Annotated in this window: 18 protein-coding genes; 16 read left to right on the top strand and 2 right to left on the bottom strand. The window is 72.6% G+C overall.

Annotated elements, in window-relative coordinates; all coding sequences use genetic code 11:
- Positions 1-94: 94 nt before the first annotated feature.
- The 5 genes from EAD89_RS25880 to EAD89_RS25860 all read left to right on the top strand — a co-directional run bounded on the left by EAD89_RS25880 (position 95) and on the right by EAD89_RS25860 (position 4,191).
- A complete protein-coding gene (locus EAD89_RS25880; protein WP_121677536.1) occupies positions 95-664 on the top strand; it encodes a glycosyltransferase in 570 nt (189 codons plus the stop codon).
- Positions 661-1,581: a glycosyltransferase family 2 protein gene (locus EAD89_RS25875; RefSeq protein WP_121677522.1), complete on the top strand. Its 921-nt coding sequence runs from the start codon at positions 661-663 to the stop codon at positions 1,579-1,581. Before EAD89_RS25880 ends, EAD89_RS25875 begins: the two co-directional genes overlap by 4 nt.
- Before the next feature lie 69 nt (positions 1,582-1,650).
- Positions 1,651-2,307: a class I SAM-dependent methyltransferase gene (locus EAD89_RS25870; RefSeq protein ID WP_121677521.1), complete on the top strand. Its 657-nt coding sequence runs from the start codon at positions 1,651-1,653 to the stop codon at positions 2,305-2,307.
- 202 nt (positions 2,308-2,509) lie between these two features.
- Positions 2,510-3,688 (top strand): chorismate synthase, encoded by a 1,179-nt coding sequence (aroC, locus tag EAD89_RS25865; protein WP_121677535.1) that lies wholly within the window; start codon positions 2,510-2,512, stop codon positions 3,686-3,688.
- Positions 3,688-4,191, top strand: a complete 504-nt coding sequence (locus tag EAD89_RS25860) for a shikimate kinase (RefSeq protein ID WP_121677520.1) — start codon at positions 3,688-3,690, stop codon at positions 4,189-4,191. Before aroC ends, EAD89_RS25860 begins: the two co-directional genes overlap by 1 nt.
- Before the next feature lie 64 nt (positions 4,192-4,255).
- Here EAD89_RS25860 and EAD89_RS25855 read toward each other — a convergent pair whose 3' ends face one another.
- Positions 4,256-4,984, bottom strand: a complete 729-nt coding sequence (locus EAD89_RS25855) for an alpha/beta fold hydrolase (protein WP_121677519.1) — start codon at positions 4,982-4,984, stop codon at positions 4,256-4,258.
- A 79-nt stretch (positions 4,985-5,063) separates the two neighbouring features.
- Between EAD89_RS25855 and EAD89_RS25850 the strand changes: the two genes are divergently transcribed.
- From EAD89_RS25850 to nusB, 5 genes are all read left to right on the top strand, one after another.
- Positions 5,064-6,062 (top strand): YafY family protein, encoded by a 999-nt coding sequence (locus tag EAD89_RS25850; protein WP_121677534.1) that lies wholly within the window; start codon positions 5,064-5,066, stop codon positions 6,060-6,062.
- Positions 6,063-6,072: 10 nt separating this feature from the next.
- Entirely contained in the window at positions 6,073-7,152 is a 1,080-nt protein-coding gene (aroB, locus tag EAD89_RS25845) for a 3-dehydroquinate synthase (RefSeq protein WP_121677518.1), read from the top strand.
- Positions 7,149-7,580 carry a type II 3-dehydroquinate dehydratase gene (gene aroQ, locus EAD89_RS25840; protein WP_121677517.1) on the top strand — a complete coding sequence of 144 codons (432 nt, stop codon included), beginning with the start codon at positions 7,149-7,151 and terminating at the stop codon, positions 7,578-7,580. The genes aroB and aroQ overlap by 4 nt, the downstream gene beginning before the upstream one ends.
- Before the next feature lie 377 nt (positions 7,581-7,957).
- Complete coding sequence (efp, locus tag EAD89_RS25835) at positions 7,958-8,515, top strand: elongation factor P (RefSeq protein WP_074318567.1); 558 nt, start codon at positions 7,958-7,960, stop codon at positions 8,513-8,515.
- Positions 8,516-8,538: 23 nt separating this feature from the next.
- The gene (gene nusB, locus EAD89_RS25830; RefSeq protein ID WP_199723335.1) at positions 8,539-8,949 is read left to right on the top strand and encodes a transcription antitermination factor NusB; all 411 of its coding nucleotides are present in this window, start codon (positions 8,539-8,541) and stop codon (positions 8,947-8,949) included.
- 76 nt (positions 8,950-9,025) lie between these two features.
- Here the strand turns inward: nusB and EAD89_RS25825 are convergent, their stop codons facing one another.
- Positions 9,026-9,514 (bottom strand): transcriptional regulator, encoded by a 489-nt coding sequence (locus tag EAD89_RS25825; protein WP_007458348.1) that lies wholly within the window; start codon positions 9,512-9,514, stop codon positions 9,026-9,028.
- Between the two features lie 288 nt (positions 9,515-9,802).
- Here EAD89_RS25825 and pyrR point away from each other — a divergent pair, with 288 nt between their 5' ends.
- Genes pyrR through EAD89_RS25795 form a run of 6 tightly spaced genes read left to right on the top strand, consistent with a single transcriptional unit; the run spans position 9,803 to position 18,127 of the window.
- Positions 9,803-10,387, top strand: coding sequence for a bifunctional pyr operon transcriptional regulator/uracil phosphoribosyltransferase PyrR (pyrR, locus tag EAD89_RS25820; RefSeq protein WP_121653404.1), 585 nt, complete (start codon positions 9,803-9,805; stop codon positions 10,385-10,387).
- Positions 10,384-11,310, top strand: coding sequence for an aspartate carbamoyltransferase catalytic subunit (locus EAD89_RS25815; RefSeq protein ID WP_121677516.1), 927 nt, complete (start codon positions 10,384-10,386; stop codon positions 11,308-11,310). The genes pyrR and EAD89_RS25815 overlap by 4 nt, the downstream gene beginning before the upstream one ends.
- The gene (locus EAD89_RS25810; protein WP_121653402.1) at positions 11,307-12,584 is read left to right on the top strand and encodes a dihydroorotase; all 1,278 of its coding nucleotides are present in this window, start codon (positions 11,307-11,309) and stop codon (positions 12,582-12,584) included. The genes EAD89_RS25815 and EAD89_RS25810 overlap by 4 nt, the downstream gene beginning before the upstream one ends.
- Complete coding sequence (gene carA / locus EAD89_RS25805) at positions 12,581-13,744, top strand: glutamine-hydrolyzing carbamoyl-phosphate synthase small subunit (RefSeq protein WP_121677515.1); 1,164 nt, start codon at positions 12,581-12,583, stop codon at positions 13,742-13,744. Before EAD89_RS25810 ends, carA begins: the two co-directional genes overlap by 4 nt.
- Positions 13,737-17,084, top strand: coding sequence for a carbamoyl-phosphate synthase large subunit (gene carB, locus EAD89_RS25800; RefSeq protein ID WP_121677514.1), 3,348 nt, complete (start codon positions 13,737-13,739; stop codon positions 17,082-17,084). The genes carA and carB overlap by 8 nt, the downstream gene beginning before the upstream one ends.
- Complete coding sequence (locus EAD89_RS25795) at positions 17,081-18,127, top strand: quinone-dependent dihydroorotate dehydrogenase (RefSeq protein ID WP_121677513.1); 1,047 nt, start codon at positions 17,081-17,083, stop codon at positions 18,125-18,127. The genes carB and EAD89_RS25795 overlap by 4 nt, the downstream gene beginning before the upstream one ends.
- The last annotated feature ends 142 nt before the right edge of the window (positions 18,128-18,269 follow it).

Genomic DNA, 18,269 nt, shown 5'->3' with positions numbered 1-18,269 from the left:
CGCCCGGCGTCCACAGCCGCCACGGTCCGTTCCCGCACCGGAGCCGGCCCGGCTGCCGCGCCAGCGCGACGCCACGCCGGCCAACCGGATCGGGCTGCTGATCGCGGTCGGCACCGACAAGCACCCGTTCGACCGGCTCGTCGACTGGCTGGCGCAGTGGCACGCGCAGGCCGGCGACCGCGTCGGTCTGACCGTGCAGCACGGGCACACCCGGGCACCGCAGGTGCCCGGCGCCGTGCCGTTCCTCGGTCACGACGCGTTGCAGCGGGCGATGGCCGACGCCGACCTGGTGGTCTGCCACGGTGGTCCGGCGACCATCCTGGAGGCCCGCCGGCACGGCCACCTGCCCATCGTGGTGCCCCGCGACCCGGCGCGCGGCGAGCACGTTGACGACCATCAGCAGCTCTTCGCCCGCCGGCTCGGCGCCGCCGGGCTGGTGGCGCTCTGCGAGACCCGGGAGGCGCTGCACGTCGCGCTGGCCGCCGGGCTTTCCGACCCGTCCCGGTACGCGGTGGCCGCCGACCCGGGCGCGCACGAGGCCCAGCGGGCGGCGGTGGCCCGCGTCGGGCAGATCGTGGAGGACCTGGTGGCCCAGTCGGCCCGGCGCCAACCCCGGTGGCGTGCCTGGACGCGGTCCGGCCGCAGTGCGCAGGAGACTCGATGACCCGGCAACCGAGCGTCAGCGTCGTGGTGCCCACCCGGGATCGCCCGGAGCTGCTGCGCGCCGCGGTGCGGGCGATCCTCGCTCAGGACTACCCGGGCCCGGTCGAGGTCGTCGTGGTGTTCGACCAGTCCACGCCGGACGAGTCGCTGACCGGGTTGTCCGGCCCGGACCGCTTGGTGCGGGTGGTCCGCAACGAGCGCACGCCGGGGTTGGCCGGGGCGCGCAACAGCGGCACCGTGGCCGCCGAGGGTGAGCTGGTCGCGTTCTGCGACGACGACGACGAGTGGTTGCCCGGCAAGCTGGCGGCCCAGGTCGACGCGCTGGCCGCCGACCCGGCGGCGGAGTTCGTCTGTTGCGGCATCCGGGTCAGCTACGACGGGCACACCGTGGACCGGGTGCTCGACCGGGACCAGGTCACCCTGGACGACCTGCTGCGCGACCGGATGACGGAGCTGCACCCGTCGACGTTCCTGATCCGCGGCGCCGCCCTGCGGAACGGGTTCGGGCTGGTCGACGAGGAGATCCCGGGCAGCTACGCCGAGGACTACGAGTTCCTGCTCCGGGCCGCGCGTAGCGCCCCGCTGATCAACCTGCGCACCCCGTCGGTGCTGGTCCGCTGGCACAAGCGCTCCTACTTCGCGCAGCGGTGGGACACCATCTCCGAAGCGCTGCAGTGGCTCCTCCAGCGCTACCCGGAGTTCGCCACCCAACCGGCCGGCGAGGCCCGGGTGACCGGGCAGATCGCGTTCGCCCGCGCCGCCTCCGGCGACCGCCGGGGCGCGCTGCGGTGGGCCCGGCGCACCCTGCGGCGCAATCCCCGCGAGCCGCGGGCCTACCTGGCGCTCGCGGTCGCCGGCCGGGTGGTGCGGGCCGACGCGGTGCTGCGCACGCTGCACAAGCGCGGCCGGGGCATCTGACCCGAATTCGGGGGCGGCGCAACCCACTCCACAGACGACGCGATCAGCAAATCGAAGGACGATAAATCAATGGGACTCCACTCGCTCAGGTTCCGTCTTGTCGACTCGCCGACCTCGCTCGGCGCGAAACGGCGGGCGCAACGCGCGGCCTGGCTGTCGGACACCTTCCCGGACCTGGCCGACATGACCGTCCTCGACCTGGGCGGCCGGGTGGACAGTTGGGCGCGGGTCCCCGTCCGGCCGGCGCACGTCCACGTGGTCAACCTGGAGCCGCTGCCCTCGGACCTGCCCGACTGGGCCGAGGCCGACCACGCCGATGCCTGCGAGCTGCCCAAGAGCATCCTGAGCCGCACGTATGACCTCGTCTTCAGCAACAGCGTCCTGGAGCATGTCGGTGGTCACGAGCGTCGCCGGCGGATGGCCGATGCGGTCCGCGAGCTGGGGCGCGCGTACTGGGTGCAGACGCCGTACCGGTACTTCCCGATCGAGCCACACTGGGTGGCGCCGGGGATGCAGTTCCTGCCGGTGTCGGCGCGGGTGGTGATGGCGCGTAGATGGCCGCTCGCCTACAACCCCGGCAAGTCGTACGAGGCGGCCATGAGGCAGGTCCTGACGACCGAACTCATTGGTCGAGCCGAACTTCGGTACCTGTTTCCGGACGCCACCATCCGCAACGAGCGTCTGGCCGGTCTGACAAAGTCGATCATCGCGATTCGGAGCCGTTGATCACCGCCCTCATGGGCGGCGGACTGCGCAGGACAACCAAACTCCCCGTGCGGTCGTCACTACTTGCTGTAGAGCAACTTATGGCCATGGCTCGGTGGAAACAAATGCAGATCGCATGTGCTCGGAATGCATTCGCGTCCGCAGGGCGGGACATGGCAGGCAGCGCACCGTGGCGGCGGCGGGCCGTGACAGACTGACCGCTGTGTTGCGCTGGTTGACTGCAGGTGAATCGCACGGTCCCGCCCTTGTCGCGCTGCTGGAGGGGGTGCCGGCCGGCATCGAGGTGAACACCACCGAGATCGCCGACGAGCTGGCCCGCCGGCGGCTGGGCTACGGCCGTGGCGCCCGGATGTCCTTCGAGCGGGACGAGGTCGAGGTGCTCGGCGGCCTGCGGCACGGCATCACCCTCGGCAGCCCGGTGGCGATCCGGGTCGGCAATTCCGAGTGGCCGAAGTGGCGCACGGTGATGGCCGCCGACCCGGTGGACCCCGACGAGCTGGCCCGGCAGGCGCGCAACGCGCCACTGACCCGGCCCCGGCCGGGCCACGCCGACCTGGCCGGCATGCAGAAGTACGGCCACACCGATGCCCGGCCTATCCTGGAGCGCGCCAGCGCCCGGGAGACCGCCGCCCGGGTGGCCGTCGGCACGGTCGCCAAGGCGCTGATCCGGCAGGCGCTCGGCATCGAGATCGTCTCGCACGTCGTCGAGCTGGGCCCGGTGGCCGCGAAGGCCGGGCTGCGCCCGACCCCGCAGGACGCCGCCCGGATCGACGCCGACCCGCTGCGCTGCCTCGACCCGGAGGCCAGCGCCCTGATGGTCGCCGAGGTGGACGCCGCGAAGAAGGCCGCCGACACCCTCGGTGGCGTGGTCGAGGTGCTGGCGTACGGGGTGCCGCCGGGGCTGGGCAGCCACGTGCAGTGGGACCGCAAGCTCGACGCCCGGCTGGCCACCGCGCTGATGTCGATCCAGGCGATCAAGGGCGTGGAGATCGGTGACGGCTGGCAGCAGGCCCGGTCCCGGGGCTCCGAGGCGCACGACGAGATCATCCCGTCGGCCACCGGCGTCCGCCGGGTCACCGACCGGGCCGGCGGGCTCGAGGGCGGCATCACCACCGGTGAGCCGCTGCGCGTGCGTGCCGCGATGAAGCCGATCTCGTCGCTGAACCGGGCCCTGTCCACCGTGGACGTCGCCACCGGCGAACCGGCCACGGCGATCAACCAGCGCTCGGACGTGTGCGCGGTGCCCGCCGCGGCGGTGGTCGCCGAGGCGATGGTCGCGCTGGTGCTGGCCGAGGCGGCCACCGAGAAGTTCGGCGGGGACTCGGTCGCCGAGATCCGCCGCAACGTGGCCGGCTACCTCGACGCGCTGGTGATCCGCTGATGGCGCCCGTCGTCGTCCTCGTCGGTGCGCCCGGCTGCGGCAAGACCACGGTCGGGGAGGCGCTCGCCACGGCCCTCGGGGTGGAGTTCCGCGACACCGACACCGACATCGAGCGGATGGCCGGCAAGCCCATCCCGGAGATCTTCATCGACGAGGGTGAGGCGCACTTCCGTACCCTCGAACGGGCCGCGGTGGCGGCGGCGCTGGCTGCCGGCTCGGGGGTGCTCGCCCTCGGCGGCGGCGCGGTGCTGGCCGACGAGACCCGTGCCGCTCTGGTCGGGCACCGGGTGGTGCACCTCTCGGTCGAGCTGCCCGACGCGGTGAAGCGGGTCGGGCTGGGCGCCGGCCGTCCGCTGCTGGCGATCAACCCGCGGGCCACCCTCAAGCATCTGATGGACCAGCGCCGGCCGCTCTACGCCGAGGTGGCCACCGAGACGGTGGCCACCGACGGTCGGACCCCGCAGGAGATCGTCGCGGAGATCGCCGCGCTGCTGCCCCGCTGACGCCGGCCGGCCCGGCCGGTGCGCGACCGGCCGGGCGGGGCGTTGCCCGTTTCCGGGCTTCTTCTCAGCCTCGGGCGGCGGCGTCGAGCACGTCGGCCAGGGCCTTCGGCTCGCTGAGCATCGGCCAGTGCCCGGTCGGCACCTCGAACAGCTGACCACCGGCCAACCCGGTGAAGAACGGGTGCCCCTCGCCGATCATCTGCCGCACCACGGCCAGCGGGAAGGTGCTGGCGACCAGCGCGGTCGGGACCGGGCGACCGCCGATGCGCCGCACCGGGTCGGTGGCGGCCCCCAGCGGCTGAGGGGTGGCCCGGGCGCGCAGCAGAGCCAACGTCGGTTCGTCCAGCCCGGCAAGGTTGGTCGGGTCGGCGGCCGGGTCGAAGGCCGGGGGCGGCAGCAGGTGGCCGGAGCCGATCGCGGCCCGAAGCTTCTCCTGCTCCTCCGGCGGCACGGTGTCGAACTGCGCGACGCCGTCCGGCAGCGGCCCACTCTCCACGTAGACCACCCGGGCGATCCGATCCGGGATGCGGTCCGCCGCCTGGGCGACCGGCATGCCACCGCCGGAGTGCCCGACCAGCAGCACCTCGCGCAGGTCCTCGACCTCGATCAGCCGGACGATGTCAGCGGTGTGCGTCTCCAGGCCGACCTGCGGCCCGGCCAGGTGGTCCCGCTCGGCCACCCCGGTCAGCGTCATCGGGTACACCTCGTGCCCCTGCGCGCGCAGCGCCGTGGTCACCTCCCGCCACGCCCAGGCGCCCAACCAGAACCCCGGAACCAGCACGAACGTCGCCATCTGTCGCTCCTTCTCTCGGTTACCGAATGACCGTACGATCGAAACCGGACAGAATCCGCCCGGTTTGGAGGAGTGGTTCGTGTCACATCCCGCCGGCCGTGTGCTGGCCCTGCTGGAGCTGCTGCAGACCCGGCACCGGTCGACGGCCGCCGAACTCGCGGTCCGGCTCGGCGTGGACGAGCGGACCGTGCGCCGGTACGCGGCCACCCTGGTCGAGCTGGGCATCCCCGTCACCGCGGACCGGGGCCGCTACGGCGGCTACCGGCTGCACCCCGGGTACAAGCTGCCGCCGCTGATGCTCACCGACGACGAGGCGGTGGCCGTGCTGCTCGGCCTGGTCGTCGCCGAACGGGTCGGGCTGGCCACCGAGCAGCCGGCCACCGCCACCGCCCTGGCGAAGATCCACCGGGTGCTGCCGCGTGCCCTCGCCGACCGGCTGACCGCCGTGCAGGAGCACCTCGGTTTCACCCTGCGACGCGCGGAACCGGAGCGGGGGCCGGCGTCCGGCACCCTGCTCACCCTGGCCGCGGCCACCCGCAACCGGCAGCGGGTGGCGTTGGACTACCGCTCCTGGCGGGGTGCGGAGTCGCACCGTGAGCTCGACCCGTACGGGCTGGTCTTCCACGCCGGTCGCTGGTACGTCACCGGCCACGACCACCGGCGCGGAGAAATCCGCACCTTCCGGCTGGACCGGATCGGCGCCGTGACCCCCGGCGTGGCGACGTTCACCGTGCCGGACGGCTTCGACCCGGTGGCCCGGGTGACCCGGTCGCTGGCCGGCGTGCCCTACACGCACGAGGTCGAGGTGCTGCTGGAGACCGACCTGGTCGCCGTCCGACGCCGCGTACCGCCCAGCGTGGCCGAGCTGACCGCCACCGCCGACGGTGTGCTGCTGCGGGCCCGGGTGGAGAGCCTGCCCGGCATGGCCGCGCTGCTCGCCGGGCTGGGCTGCGCGTTCACCGTGCGGCACCCGGACGCGTTGCGCGCCGCCGTGGCCGAGCACGCGCGCCTGCTGGCGCAGTGGGCCGCCCGGCCAGCAGGTGGGCAGCCGCCGTCACCGCGCCGCCCGCTGGACTAGGCTGCCGGCGATGGACGAGGTGACCCGGATCCCGGTCGGCGGCGAGCGGCCGTACGACGTGCTGGTCGGACGCGACCTGTTGGACACGCTGCCCGGGTTGCTGCCCGGGGCGACCAGGGCGGCGGTGCTGCACGCGCCCGCGCTCAAGGGGCTGGCCGACGCGCTCGGCGAACGGCTGCGCGCGGCCGGCGTCGAGCCGCTGCCGATCGAGGTGCCCGACGCCGAGGCGGGCAAGCACATCGACGTGGCCGCCGCCTGCTGGGACCGGCTCGGCGCGGCCGGTTTCACCCGCACCGACGCGGTGGTCGGGGTCGGCGGCGGCGCGGTGACCGACCTGGCCGGTTTCGTCGCGGCCTGCTGGCTGCGCGGGGTGCGCTGGGTGCCGGTGGCCACGTCGCTGCTGGGCATGGTGGACGCCGCGGTCGGCGGTAAGACCGGCATCAACACCGCCGCCGGCAAGAACCTGGTGGGCGCGTTCCACCCGCCGGTCGGCGTGCTGGCCGACCTGGCCACTCTGGACAGCCTGCCCGCGGTCGACCTGACGGCCGGTCTGGCCGAGGTGGTCAAGTGCGGCTTCATCGCCGATCCGGTGATCCTGGATCTCATCGAGCCTGCGCCGGCGGCCGCCACCGACCCGCGCGGCGCGGTCACCCGGGAGCTGATCGAACGGGCGATCCGCGTCAAGGCCGACGTGGTCTCCGGTGACCTGCGGGAGTCGGGCCTGCGTGAGGTGCTCAACTACGGCCACACCCTCGCGCACGCGATCGAGCAGGTCGAGGGCTACCGCTGGCGGCACGGCCACGCCGTCGCCGTCGGCCTGGTGTACGCCGCCGCGCTGGCCCGGCTCGCCGGCCGCCTGGACGCGCCGACCGCCGACCGGCACCGGGCCACCCTGGCGGCCCTCGGCCTGCCGGTGAGCTACCCGGCCGACGCCTGGTCGCAGCTGCTGGCCGTGATGCGGGTGGACAAGAAGGCCCGGGGCAGCCGGCTGCGGTTCGTGGTGCTGGACGGGCTGGCCCGCCCGGCGATGCTCGAAGGCCCGGACGACGCGCTGCTCGCGGCCGCCTACCGGGAGGTGGGTACGGCGTGAAGGTGTACGTGTTGAACGGGCCGAACCTGGGCCGGCTGGGCACCCGCGAGCCCGCGGTGTACGGCGCGACCAGCTACGCCGATCTGGTGGCGCTCTGCGAGCGGACCGGCCGGGAGCTGGGGCTCGACGTGGCGGTCCGGCAGACCGACGCCGAGCACGAGCTGCTGGGCTGGCTGCACGCCGCCGCCGACGAGGGCGCCGCGGTGGTTCTCAACCCGGCCGCCTGGTCGCACTACTCCTACGCCGTGCGGGACGCCTGCGCCATGCTGCGCGGGCCGCTGGTCGAGGTGCACATCTCCAACATCCACGCCCGCGAGGAGTTCCGCCACCACTCAGTGATCTCCGCGGTGGCGACCGGGGTGATCTGCGGTCTCGGCATCGACGGCTATCGTCTCGCCCTGCACCACCTCGCCGCTCCGAAAAGCTGACGAGCGCAAGCATCACCGAGGGTAATCGTCACTGACAGCAACCCTGACCTCGCCGGCCCGGCGACGCCCCACCATCCAGGCGCGTCCTTTGCTCTGCACCCACGGGCGCGACACAGGCCCTGAGCTGCCAATACGCCACGACCGTCGGGGCGGGGAAGCCTCGTCATCCGCCACGCGGCGTGACTGGTGCGCCGGTGGCAGCAGAGCAAAGGGCGCAGGGGGTGCGGGTGGCAGGGTGTCTGAAGGTCACGAAACGTGATCGCCGCCCGGTTCGGCCGGCGGCGTGGGATCGGCGGCCATGACATGGCGGGCAACCTGCCTCGACGCAGCTAGTAGACTCGTCAGGTCTGTCCGCCAATTGATGATCAAGGCAGGAAATGGCCTCCACCAACGACCTCAAAAACGGCCTGGTACTCAACCTTGACGGCGAACTCTGGGCCGTCGTCGAGTTCCAGCACGTCAAGCCCGGTAAGGGTGGTGCCTTCGTGCGCACCACGCTGAAGAACGTGCTGTCCGGGAAGGTGGTCGACAAGACCTTCAACGCGGGCACCAAGGTCGAAACCGCGACCGTGGACAAGCGCACGATGCAGTACCTGTACGCCGACGGCGAAGACTACGTCTTCATGGATCTGGAGACCTTCGACCAGATCACCGTCCCCGGCGGCACCGTCGGTGAGGCGGCCAACTACCTCCTCCCCGAGGCCGAGGCGACCGTCGCCACGCACGAGGGCGTCCCGCTCTACATCGAGCTGCCCACCAGCGTGGTGCTGGAAGTCACCTACACCGAGCCGGGTCTGCAGGGCGACCGGTCGACCGGCGGCAACAAGCCGGCCACCGTCGAGACCGGCGCGACCGTGCAGGTGCCGCTGTTCATCACCACCGGCGAGAAGATCAAGGTCGACACCCGCGACGGCCGTTACCTCGGCCGCTCCTGATGGCGGAGGGTCCCAAACAGCAGATGCCGGCGCGCCGTAAGGCGCGCAAGCGGGCGCTGGACGTCCTCTACGAGGCCGACCTGCGGGACCGGCCCCCGGTCGAGGTGCTCGCCGGCTACGTGCAGCGGATCGAGCAGCCCCGACCGGAGCACCTGGGCTACGCGGTGGGCCTGGTCGAGGGCGTCGCCGAACACCTCAACCGGATCGACGAGTTGATCGCCAGCTACGCCGAGGGCTGGACGCTGGAGCGGATGCCCGTGGTGGACCGCAACCTGGCCCGGATCGCGGTCTACGAGCTGCTCTACATCGACGAGATCGACGACGCGGTGGCGATCAGCGAGGCCGTGGAGCTGGCCCGCCAGATGTCCACCGACGACTCGCCGCGCTTCCTCAACGGCATTCTCGGCCGGATCGCCGAGTACGCCACCCGCTGAGCGCACCCGCTCAGCACCCCGTACGACGAAAAGGGCCCGTGCCGGACGGCACGGGCCCTTTCGGTGGATCGGTGGTTCAGGAGGCGAAGAACGCCCGGGGGTCGGCGACCAGCACACCGTGCTCGGTGAGCCGCTCGATCAGACCCGACGGCGAGGCGTCGTAGACGATCGCGAGCGCCCGCAGGTCGTCGGCGCGGATGGAGAGCACCCGGCCGTTGTAGTCGCCGCGCTGCTGCTGGATGGCGCGGGCGTAGCGGGCCACGTAGGCCAGGTCCTCGGAGGCCTCGTCGTAGAGCCGCTCCAGGTCCAGGACGATCTTGCTGGTGGGCTCGTGACGGACCCCGCTGCCGTCGGGCAGCAGCTCCGAGACGGGGACGCGGTAGAACTCGGCAAGCTCGGCCAGGCGGGACACCGTCACGGCACGGTCGCCGCGCTCGTACGACCCGACCACCACGGCCTTCCAGCGCCCGTTCGACTTCTCCTCCACACCCTGCAGGGACAGGCCCTGCTGCTGGCGGATGGAGCGCAGGCGGGCGCCCAGAGACTTGGCGTATTCAGAGGGCATTCGGACACTCCCAGTGCTGCTCGGGGTTCTCCCGTCGATCGCTACGGAGCGTGACGGTACGGGGAATGCGACACCTGGTCAAGTGGTCGTGACCCTACCGTTGGGGAGCACCGGGGGAGTTATCCCCATTTCGTCGGCCTGATCCGATGGTCAGCGGCCGCCGTCCATCCACCCGGTGACCACTGGTAACGTGGCGTGAAGCCCCGGCCCAGGTCCGCCCGCGGTCCGGCCGGAGGTGCCCGACATCCTTTAACGACCCGTCCAGTGAGGCGGGGAAGGAGGTCCGCCGTGGCATACCCACCGGCTGCCCGCTCGTCACCACCGCGACAACCCTCGGTGAAGGTGATCCTCGCCAGCGCCGACGTGCAACGCGTGGTCGACCGCATCGCCCACCAGATCCTGGAGAAGACCCAGGGCGCCGCCGAGACGGTGCTGCTGGGGATTCCCACCCGTGGCGCACCCCTCGCCCGGCGGCTCGCCGCCCGGATCAGCACCTTCGAGGACGTCGCCGTCCCGGTCGGTGTGCTCGACATCACCCTGTACCGCGACGACCTTCGTCGGCACGCCACCCGCGCGGTCGGCCCGACCGAGCTGCCGCCCGGCGGCATCGACGGCAAGCGGGTCATCCTCGTCGACGACGTGCTCTTCTCCGGCCGCACCGTCCGGGCCGCGCTCGACGCGCTCAACGACGTGGGGCGCCCGGCGTCCGTGCAGCTCGCCGTCCTGGTCGACCGGGGTCACCGGGAGCTGCCGATCCGCGCCGACTACGTCGGCAAGAACATCCCGACCTCGCTCGCCGAGAGCGTCAAGGTGACGCTCGCCGAGACCGACGGGACGGACGAGGTCAAGCTGTACGGGGGGACCACCTCATGATCAGGCACCTGCTCTCCGGCGCGGACCTGGACGCCGACACCGCCACCGAGATCCTGGACACCGCCGCCGAGATGGCCACGGTCGCCGGCCGGGAGATCAAGAAGCTGCCCGCGCTGCGCGGCCGGACGGTGGTGAACCTCTTCTACGAGGACTCGACCCGCACCCGGATCTCCTTCGAGGCGGCGGCGAAGCGGCTGAGCGCCGACGTGATCAACTTTTCCGCGAAGGGATCCAGCGTCACCAAGGGCGAGAGCCTGAAGGACACCGCGCTGACCCTCCAGGCCATGGGCGCCGACGCGGTCGTCGTGCGGCACCCCGCCTCCGGCGCGCCGCACCGACTCGCGAACTGGGTCGACGGGTCGGTGGTCAACGCCGGCGACGGCACCCACGAGCACCCCACCCAGGCGCTGCTGGACGCGTACACCATGCGGGCCCGGCTGGGCCGGCTCGCCGGCCTGTCGGTCGCGGTGGTCGGGGACGTGCTGCACTCCCGGGTGGCCCGTTCGAACGTGCTGCTGCTCTCCACCCTCGGCGCCAAGGTCACCCTGGTCGGCCCGCCCACCCTCATCCCGGTGGACATCACCGCGGCGCTCGCCCCGGGCACCGACGTCTCCTACGACCTCGACTCCGTGCTGCCCAACGCGGACGTGGTGATGATGCTGCGGGTGCAGCGGGAGCGCATGAACGACTCCTACTTCCCCTCCGCCCGCGAGTACGCCCGCCGCTACGGCCTGGACGGGCCGCGGATGCGCCGCCTGCCCGAGCACGCCATCGTCATGCACCCCGGCCCGATGAACCGGGGGATGGAGATCACCCCCGAGGTGGCCGACTCACCCCGCTCCACCATCGTCGAACAGGTCACCAACGGGGTCTCCGTGCGGATGGCCGTCCTGTACCTGCTGCTCGGAGGGAACAACCGGTGACCGCGTACCTCATCACCAGCGTGAGCGTCGTCGGCGCCGCGCCGACCGACCTGCTGATCCGCGACGGCGTCGTCGCCGAGGTCGGCCCGGGGCTGTCCGCGCCGGACGCCACCGTCATCGACGGCACCGGACTGGTCGCCCTGCCCGGCCTCGTCGACCTGCACACGCACCTGCGCGAACCCGGCCGGGAGGACGCCGAGACCGTCGAGTCCGGCTCGCGCGCAGCGGCGCTGGGCGGCTACACGGCGGTCTGCGCGATGGCCAACACCTCCCCGGTCGCGGACACCGCCGGCGTCGTCGAGCAGGTCTGGCGGCTCGGCCGGGAGGCCGCGCTGGTCGACGTACAGCCGATCGGCGCGGTCACCGTCGGGCTGGCCGGTGAGCGCCTCGCCGAACTGGGCGCGATGGCCGACTCCGCGGCCCGGGTGCGGATCTTCTCCGACGACGGGCACTGCGTCGCCGACCCGAAGCTGATGCGCCGGGCCCTGGAGTACGTCAAGGCGTTCGACGGGATCATCGCCCAGCACGCCGAGGAGCCCCGGCTCACCGAGGGCGCCCAGATGCACGAGGGTGAGGTCTCCACCCGGCTCGGCCTGATCGGGTGGCCGGCCGTCGCCGAGGAGGCGATCATCGCCCGGGACGTGCTGCTCGCCGAGCACGTGGGCAGCCGACTGCACGTCTGCCACGTCTCCACCGCCGGCAGCGTCGAGGTGCTGCGTCACGCCAAGGCGCGCGGCGTACGGGTCACCGCCGAGGTGACCCCGCACCACCTGCTGCTCACCGACGAGCGGGCGGAGACGTACGACCCGGTCTTCAAGGTGAACCCGCCGCTGCGCACGGCCGCGGACATCACCGCGCTGCGCGCCGCGCTCGCCGACGGTGTGATCGACGTGATCGCCACCGACCACGCCCCGCACGCCGTGGAGGACAAGGAGTGCGAGTGGGCGTACGCCCGGCCGGGGATGCTCGGCCTGGAGACGGCGCTCTCCATCGCGCTGGACGTGCTCGGCCCCGAGTGGGACCTGATCGCCGAGCGGATGTCCCGCGCCCCGGCCCGGATCGCCGGACTGCCCGGACACGGCGTCGACCCGGCGCCCGGTGTGCCGGCCAACCTGACCCTGATCGACCCGGCCGCCCGCCGCACCATCGAACCGGCGGAGCTGGCCAGTCGTAGTCGCAACACCCCGTACGCCCGCATGACGCTGCCGGGTCGCATCGTGGCGACCTTCCTGCGCGGCGAGCCGACGGTCCTGGACGGAAAGGCAGTCAAGTGACCCGCAGACGTTCCGCGATCCTCGTTCTCGAGGACGGGCGTACGTTTCCCGGTGAGGCGTACGGCAGCGTGGGGGAGACCTTCGGCGAGGCGGTCTTCACCACCGGCATGACCGGCTACCAGGAGACCCTCACCGACCCGTCCTACCACCGGCAGGTGGTGGTGCAGACCGCCCCGCACATCGGCAACACCGGCGTCAACGGCGAGGACGACGAGTCCGGCCGGATCTGGGTGGCCGGCTACGTCGTGCGTGACCCGGCCCGGATCGGCTCGAACTGGCGGGCCACCGGCAGCCTCGAGGACCGCCTCGCCACCGAGGGAGTCGTCGGCATCAGCGGGGTGGACACCCGCGCGCTGACCCGGCACCTGCGCGAGCGGGGCGCCATGCGGGTGGGCATCTCCAGCGTGGACAACGACCCGCAGAGCCTGCTGGCCCGGGTGCGGCAGGCGCCGCAGATGGTCGGCGCGGACCTCTCCACCGAGGTGACCACCCCCCAGCCGTACGTCGTCCAGGCGGTCGGTGCGCACCGGTTCACCGTGGCCGCGCTGGACCTGGGCATCAAGCGCAACGTGCCGCGCCGGCTCGCCGCCCGCGGGGTGACCACCCACGTGCTGCCGGCCTCCTCCAGCATCGACGACCTGCTCGCCACCGGCGCCGACGCGATCTTCCTGTCGCCCGGCCCCGGCGACCCGGCGACCGCCGACGGCCCGGTGGCGCTGGCCCGGGAGGCGTTGCAGCGGCGGGTGCCGCTGTTCGGCATCTGCTTCGGCAGCCAGATCCTCGGCCGGGCGCTCGGCTTCGGCACCTACAAGCTGGGCTACGGCCACCGGGGGATCAACCAGCCGGTGCTCGACCGGGCCACCGGCAAGGTCGAGGTGACCAGCCACAACCACGGCTTCGCTGTCCAGGTCCCGGGCGCGGGGCACGGCGCGGTGGTCCCCGATCAGGTGATCGACACCGACTTCGGCGGCGTCCGCGTGTCGCACGTCTGCCTCAATGACAACGTCGTCGAGGGGCTGCGGGCCGTGGACGTGCCCGCCTTCACCGTTCAGTACCACCCGGAGGCGGCGGCCGGCCCGCATGACGCGGACTACCTCTTCGACCGCTTCGCCGAGCTCATCGAGGGCCGGACCCACAGCGAGGGGCGCACGAATGCCTAAGCGGACCGATCTCAAGCACATCCTGGTGATCGGCTCCGGGCCGATCGTCATCGGGCAGGCCTGCGAGTTCGACTACTCCGGCACCCAGGCGTGCCGGGTGCTGCGCAGCGAGGGGATCCGGGTCAGCCTGGTCAACTCCAACCCGGCGACGATCATGACGGACCCGGAGTTCGCCGACGCCACGTACGTCGAGCCGATCACCCCGGAGTTCGTGGAGCTGGTCATCGCCAAGGAGCGCCCGGACGCGATCCTGGCGACCCTCGGCGGGCAGACCGCGCTGAACACGGCGGTCGCCCTGCACGAGGGCGGCGTCCTGGAGAAGTACGGCGTGGAGCTGATCGGCGCGAACATCGACGCGATCAACCGGGGCGAGGACCGCCAGCTGTTCAAGGAGATCGTAGCCAAGGCCGGCGTACGCCTCGGCATCGACGACCCGACCGCGCTGGTGCCCCGCTCCCGGGTCTGCCACTCCATGGACGAGGTCGAGGCCACCGTCGCGGAGCTGGGCCTGCCGGTGGTGATCCGGCCGTCGTTCACCATGGGCGGCCTGGGCTCCGGTATGGCCCACACCCCGGAGGACCTGGCCCGCATCGCCGGCGACGGCCTGTCCGCCAGCCCGGTGCACGAGGTGCTCATCGAGGAGAGCGTGCTCGGCTGGAAGGAGTACGAGCTCGAGCTGATGCGCGACCGGCACGACAACGTGGTGGTGGTCTGCTCGATCGAGAACGTCGACCCGATGGGCGTGCACACCGGTGACAGCGTCACCGTGGCCCCGGCCATGACGCTCACCGACCGGGAGTACCAACACCTGCGTGACCTGGGCATCGCGGTGCTGCGCGAGGTCGGGGTGGACACCGGCGGCTGCAACATCCAGTTCGCGGTCAACCCGGTCGACGGCCGGATCGTCGTGATCGAGATGAACCCCCGGGTGTCGCGCTCCTCGGCGCTGGCGTCCAAGGCGACCGGCTTCCCGATCGCCAAGATCGCGGCCAAGCTGGCGATCGGCTACACCCTCGACGAGATTCCGAACGACATCACGTTGAAGACCCCGGCGGCGTTCGAGCCGACGCTGGACTACGTGGTGGTGAAGATCCCCCGGTTCGCGTTCGAGAAGTTCCCCGGCGCGGACCCGGAGCTGACCACCACGATGAAGTCGGTGGGCGAGGCGATGAGCCTCGGGCGCAACTTCAGCGAGGCGCTGAACAAGGCGATGCGCTCGATGGAAACGAAGCAGGCGGGTTTCTGGACCCAGCCGGACCCGGCCGACGCGACGAAGGAGAACACCCTCGCCGCGCTGCGGATCCCGCACGACGGCCGGCTGTACACCGTCGAGCGGGCGTTGCGTCTCGGCGCGTCGATCGCCGAGGTCACCGCGGCCTCGGGTGGGATCGACCCGTGGTTCCTGGACCAGATCGCCGCGCTGGTCGAGCTGCGTGCGGAGATCGTGGACGCCCCGGTGCTCGACGCCGAACTGCTGCGCCGGGCCAAGCGGGCCGGTCTGTCCGACCGGCAGCTCGCCGCGCTGCGCCCGGAGCTGGCCGCGGAGGACGGCGTGCGGACGCTGCGGCACCGTCTCGACGTGCGCCCGGTCTACAAGACCGTGGACACCTGCGCGGCCGAGTTCGAGGCGACGACGCCGTACCACTACTCGACGTACGACTTCGAAACCGAGGTCGCGCCGTCGGATCGGCCGAAGGTGCTGATCCTGGGCTCCGGGCCGAACCGGATCGGGCAGGGCATCGAGTTCGACTACTCGTGCGTGCACGCGGTGCAGGCGTTGCGTGCGACCGGCTACGAGACCGTCATGGTCAACTGCAACCCGGAGACGGTCTCCACCGACTACGACACCGCCGACCGGCTCTACTTCGAGCCGCTGACCTTCGAGGACGTGCTGGAGGTCTGGCACGCCGAGGACTCCTCGGGCCGGGCGGCCGGCGGGCCGGGCGTGGTCGGTGTGGTCGTGCAGCTGGGCGGGCAGACCCCGCTGGGGCTGGCGCAACGGCTCAAGAACGCCGGGGTGCCGGTGGTCGGCACCTCCCCGGAGTCGATCCACCTGGCCGAGGAGCGCGGCGCGTTCGGCGCGGTGCTGGCCCGGGCCGGGCTGCGGGCGCCGGCGCACGGCATGGCCACCTCCTACGACGAGGCCAAGACGATCGCCGACGAGATCGGTTACCCGGTGCTGGTCCGGCCGTCGTACGTGCTGGGCGGGCGGGGCATGGAGATCGTCTACGACGACCCGACGCTGCGCGACTACATCGGGCGGGCCACCGACATCTCCCCGGACCACCCGGTGCTGGTCGACCGCTTCCTCGACGACGCCATCGAGATCGACGTGGACGCGCTGTGCGACGCCGACGGCGAGGTCTACATCGGCGGGGTGATGGAGCACATCGAGGAGGCGGGCATCCACTCCGGCGACTCGTCCTGCGCGCTGCCGCCGATCACTCTCGCGGGTTCGCACCTGGCCGAGGTCCGCCGCTACACCGAGGCGATCGCCCGCGGTGTCGGCGTCCGCGGCCTGCTCAACGTGCAGTACGCGCTCAAGGACGACGTGCTCTACGTGCTGGAGGCCAACCCGCGGGCGTCGCGGACGGTCCCGTTCGTCTCCAAGGCGACCGCGGTGCCGTTGGCGAAGGCGGCGGCCCGGATCGCGCTCGGGGCGCGCATCGCCGAGCTGCGCGCCGAGGGTCTGCTCCCGGCGACCGGGGACGGCGGCACGATGCCCGCCGACGCGCCGATCGCGGTGAAGGAGGCGGTGCTGCCGTTCAAGCGCTTCCGCACCCGCGCGGGCAAGGGGATCGACTCGCTGCTCGGGCCGGAGATGAAGTCGACCGGCGAGGTGATGGGCATCGACACCAACTTCGGGCACGCCTTCGCCAAGAGCCAGTCGGCCGCGTACGGCTCGCTGCCGACCGCCGGGAAGATCTTCGTCTCGGTGGCCAACCGGGACAAGCGCGGCATGATCTTCCCGATCAAGCGCCTGGCCGATCTCGGCTTCGAGATCGTGGCGACCACCGGCACCGCCGAGGTGCTGCGTCGGCACGGCATCGCCTGCGAGCAGATCCGCAAGCACTACCAGGCCGGCGAGGGGGACGACGCGGTGTCCCTGATTCTCGGCGGCGCCGTGGCGCTGGTGATCAACACGCCGCAGGGTTCGGGTGCCAGCGCCCGCTCGGACGGCTACGAGATCCGCAGCGCCGCGGTCACCGCGGACATCCCCTGCATCACCACGGTCCCCGGCGCCGCCGCCGCCGTGATGGGCATCGAGGCCAGGATCCGCGGCGACATGCAGGTCCGTCCCCTCCAGGACCTGCACGCCACCCTGCGGGCCGCCCAGTGACCCTGTTCGAGCGGGCGGTGCGGCCGTGGCTGTTCCGGATCGGGAGTGGGGACGCGGAGGCGGCGCACGAGTGGACACTGCGGCGGTTGACCGCGCTGTCCCGGCGGCCGGCCGCGCTGGCGGCGCTGCGTGCCCGGTACGCGGTGCGCGCGCCGCGCGCGGTGTTCGGTGTGGAGTTCCCCAACCCGGTCGGGTTGGCCGCCGGAATGGACAAGGACGGGGCGGCGCTGCCGGCCTGGCCGGCGCTCGGCTTCGGTTTCGTCGAGGTCGGCACGGTCACCGCGCACGCCCAGCCGGGCAACCCCCGGCCGCGGCTGTTCCGGCTGCCGGCCAGCGAGGCGGTGATCAACCGGATGGGCTTCAACAACGCCGGCGCCGCCGCGCTGGCCGCCCGGCTGGCCGCGCTGCCGCGCCCGATCGGCGTACCGCTGGGCATCTCGCTGGGCAAGTCCAAGGTGACCCCGCTCGACGAGGCGGTTGAGGACTACCTCGCCTCGTACCGGGCGCTGCGCGGACACGGCGACTACTTCGCGGTGAACGTCTCCTCGCCGAACACCCCGGGGCTGCGCTCGCTGCAGGATCGCGCACACCTGGACGCGCTGCTCGCCGCGCTGGTCGGGGAGAAGCCGGTCCTGGTCAAGATCGCCCCTGACCTGACCGAGGCGGCGATCGCCGAGCTGCTGGAGGTCTGCCTGGCCCGCGGCGCGGCCGGGGTGATCGCCACCAACACCACCCTGGCCCGGGGTGGTCTCGCCCCGGCGGACGCCGAGCGCGGCGCACAGGCCGGCGGCCTCTCCGGCCGGCCGCTCACCGGCCGGGCGAGGGACGTGGTCGCCTTCGTGCACCGGGAGACCGGCGGCCGACTGCCGATCATCGGCGTCGGCGGTGTGCTCGACCCGGACGACGCGGCACGGATGTTCGACGCCGGCGCCGCCCTGGTGCAGCTCTACACCGGCTTCATCTACCGGGGCCCGGCCCTGGTCCGCGCCGCCGCCCGCGCTCCGGGGCACACCGGTGCCCCGGAGCCGGTCACCGGCCGTTGACCGGCGCTGGACGCGGGGGACCCGATGTCCTGCCCCGCTGCCTTTGCTCTGCACCCGCCGATGCGACGGGCCGCGGGACCACGCTCTCCTCGGCTCAGCGGGACCAGGGACCCGTGCGGCCGTGGATTGCCGGGTTCGCAGG

Source organism: Micromonospora sp. BL4 (genome assembly GCF_003667505.1).
Lineage (GTDB): Bacteria > Actinomycetota > Actinomycetes > Mycobacteriales > Micromonosporaceae > Micromonospora.
This window is presented reverse-complemented; position numbering and strand designations above follow the sequence as displayed.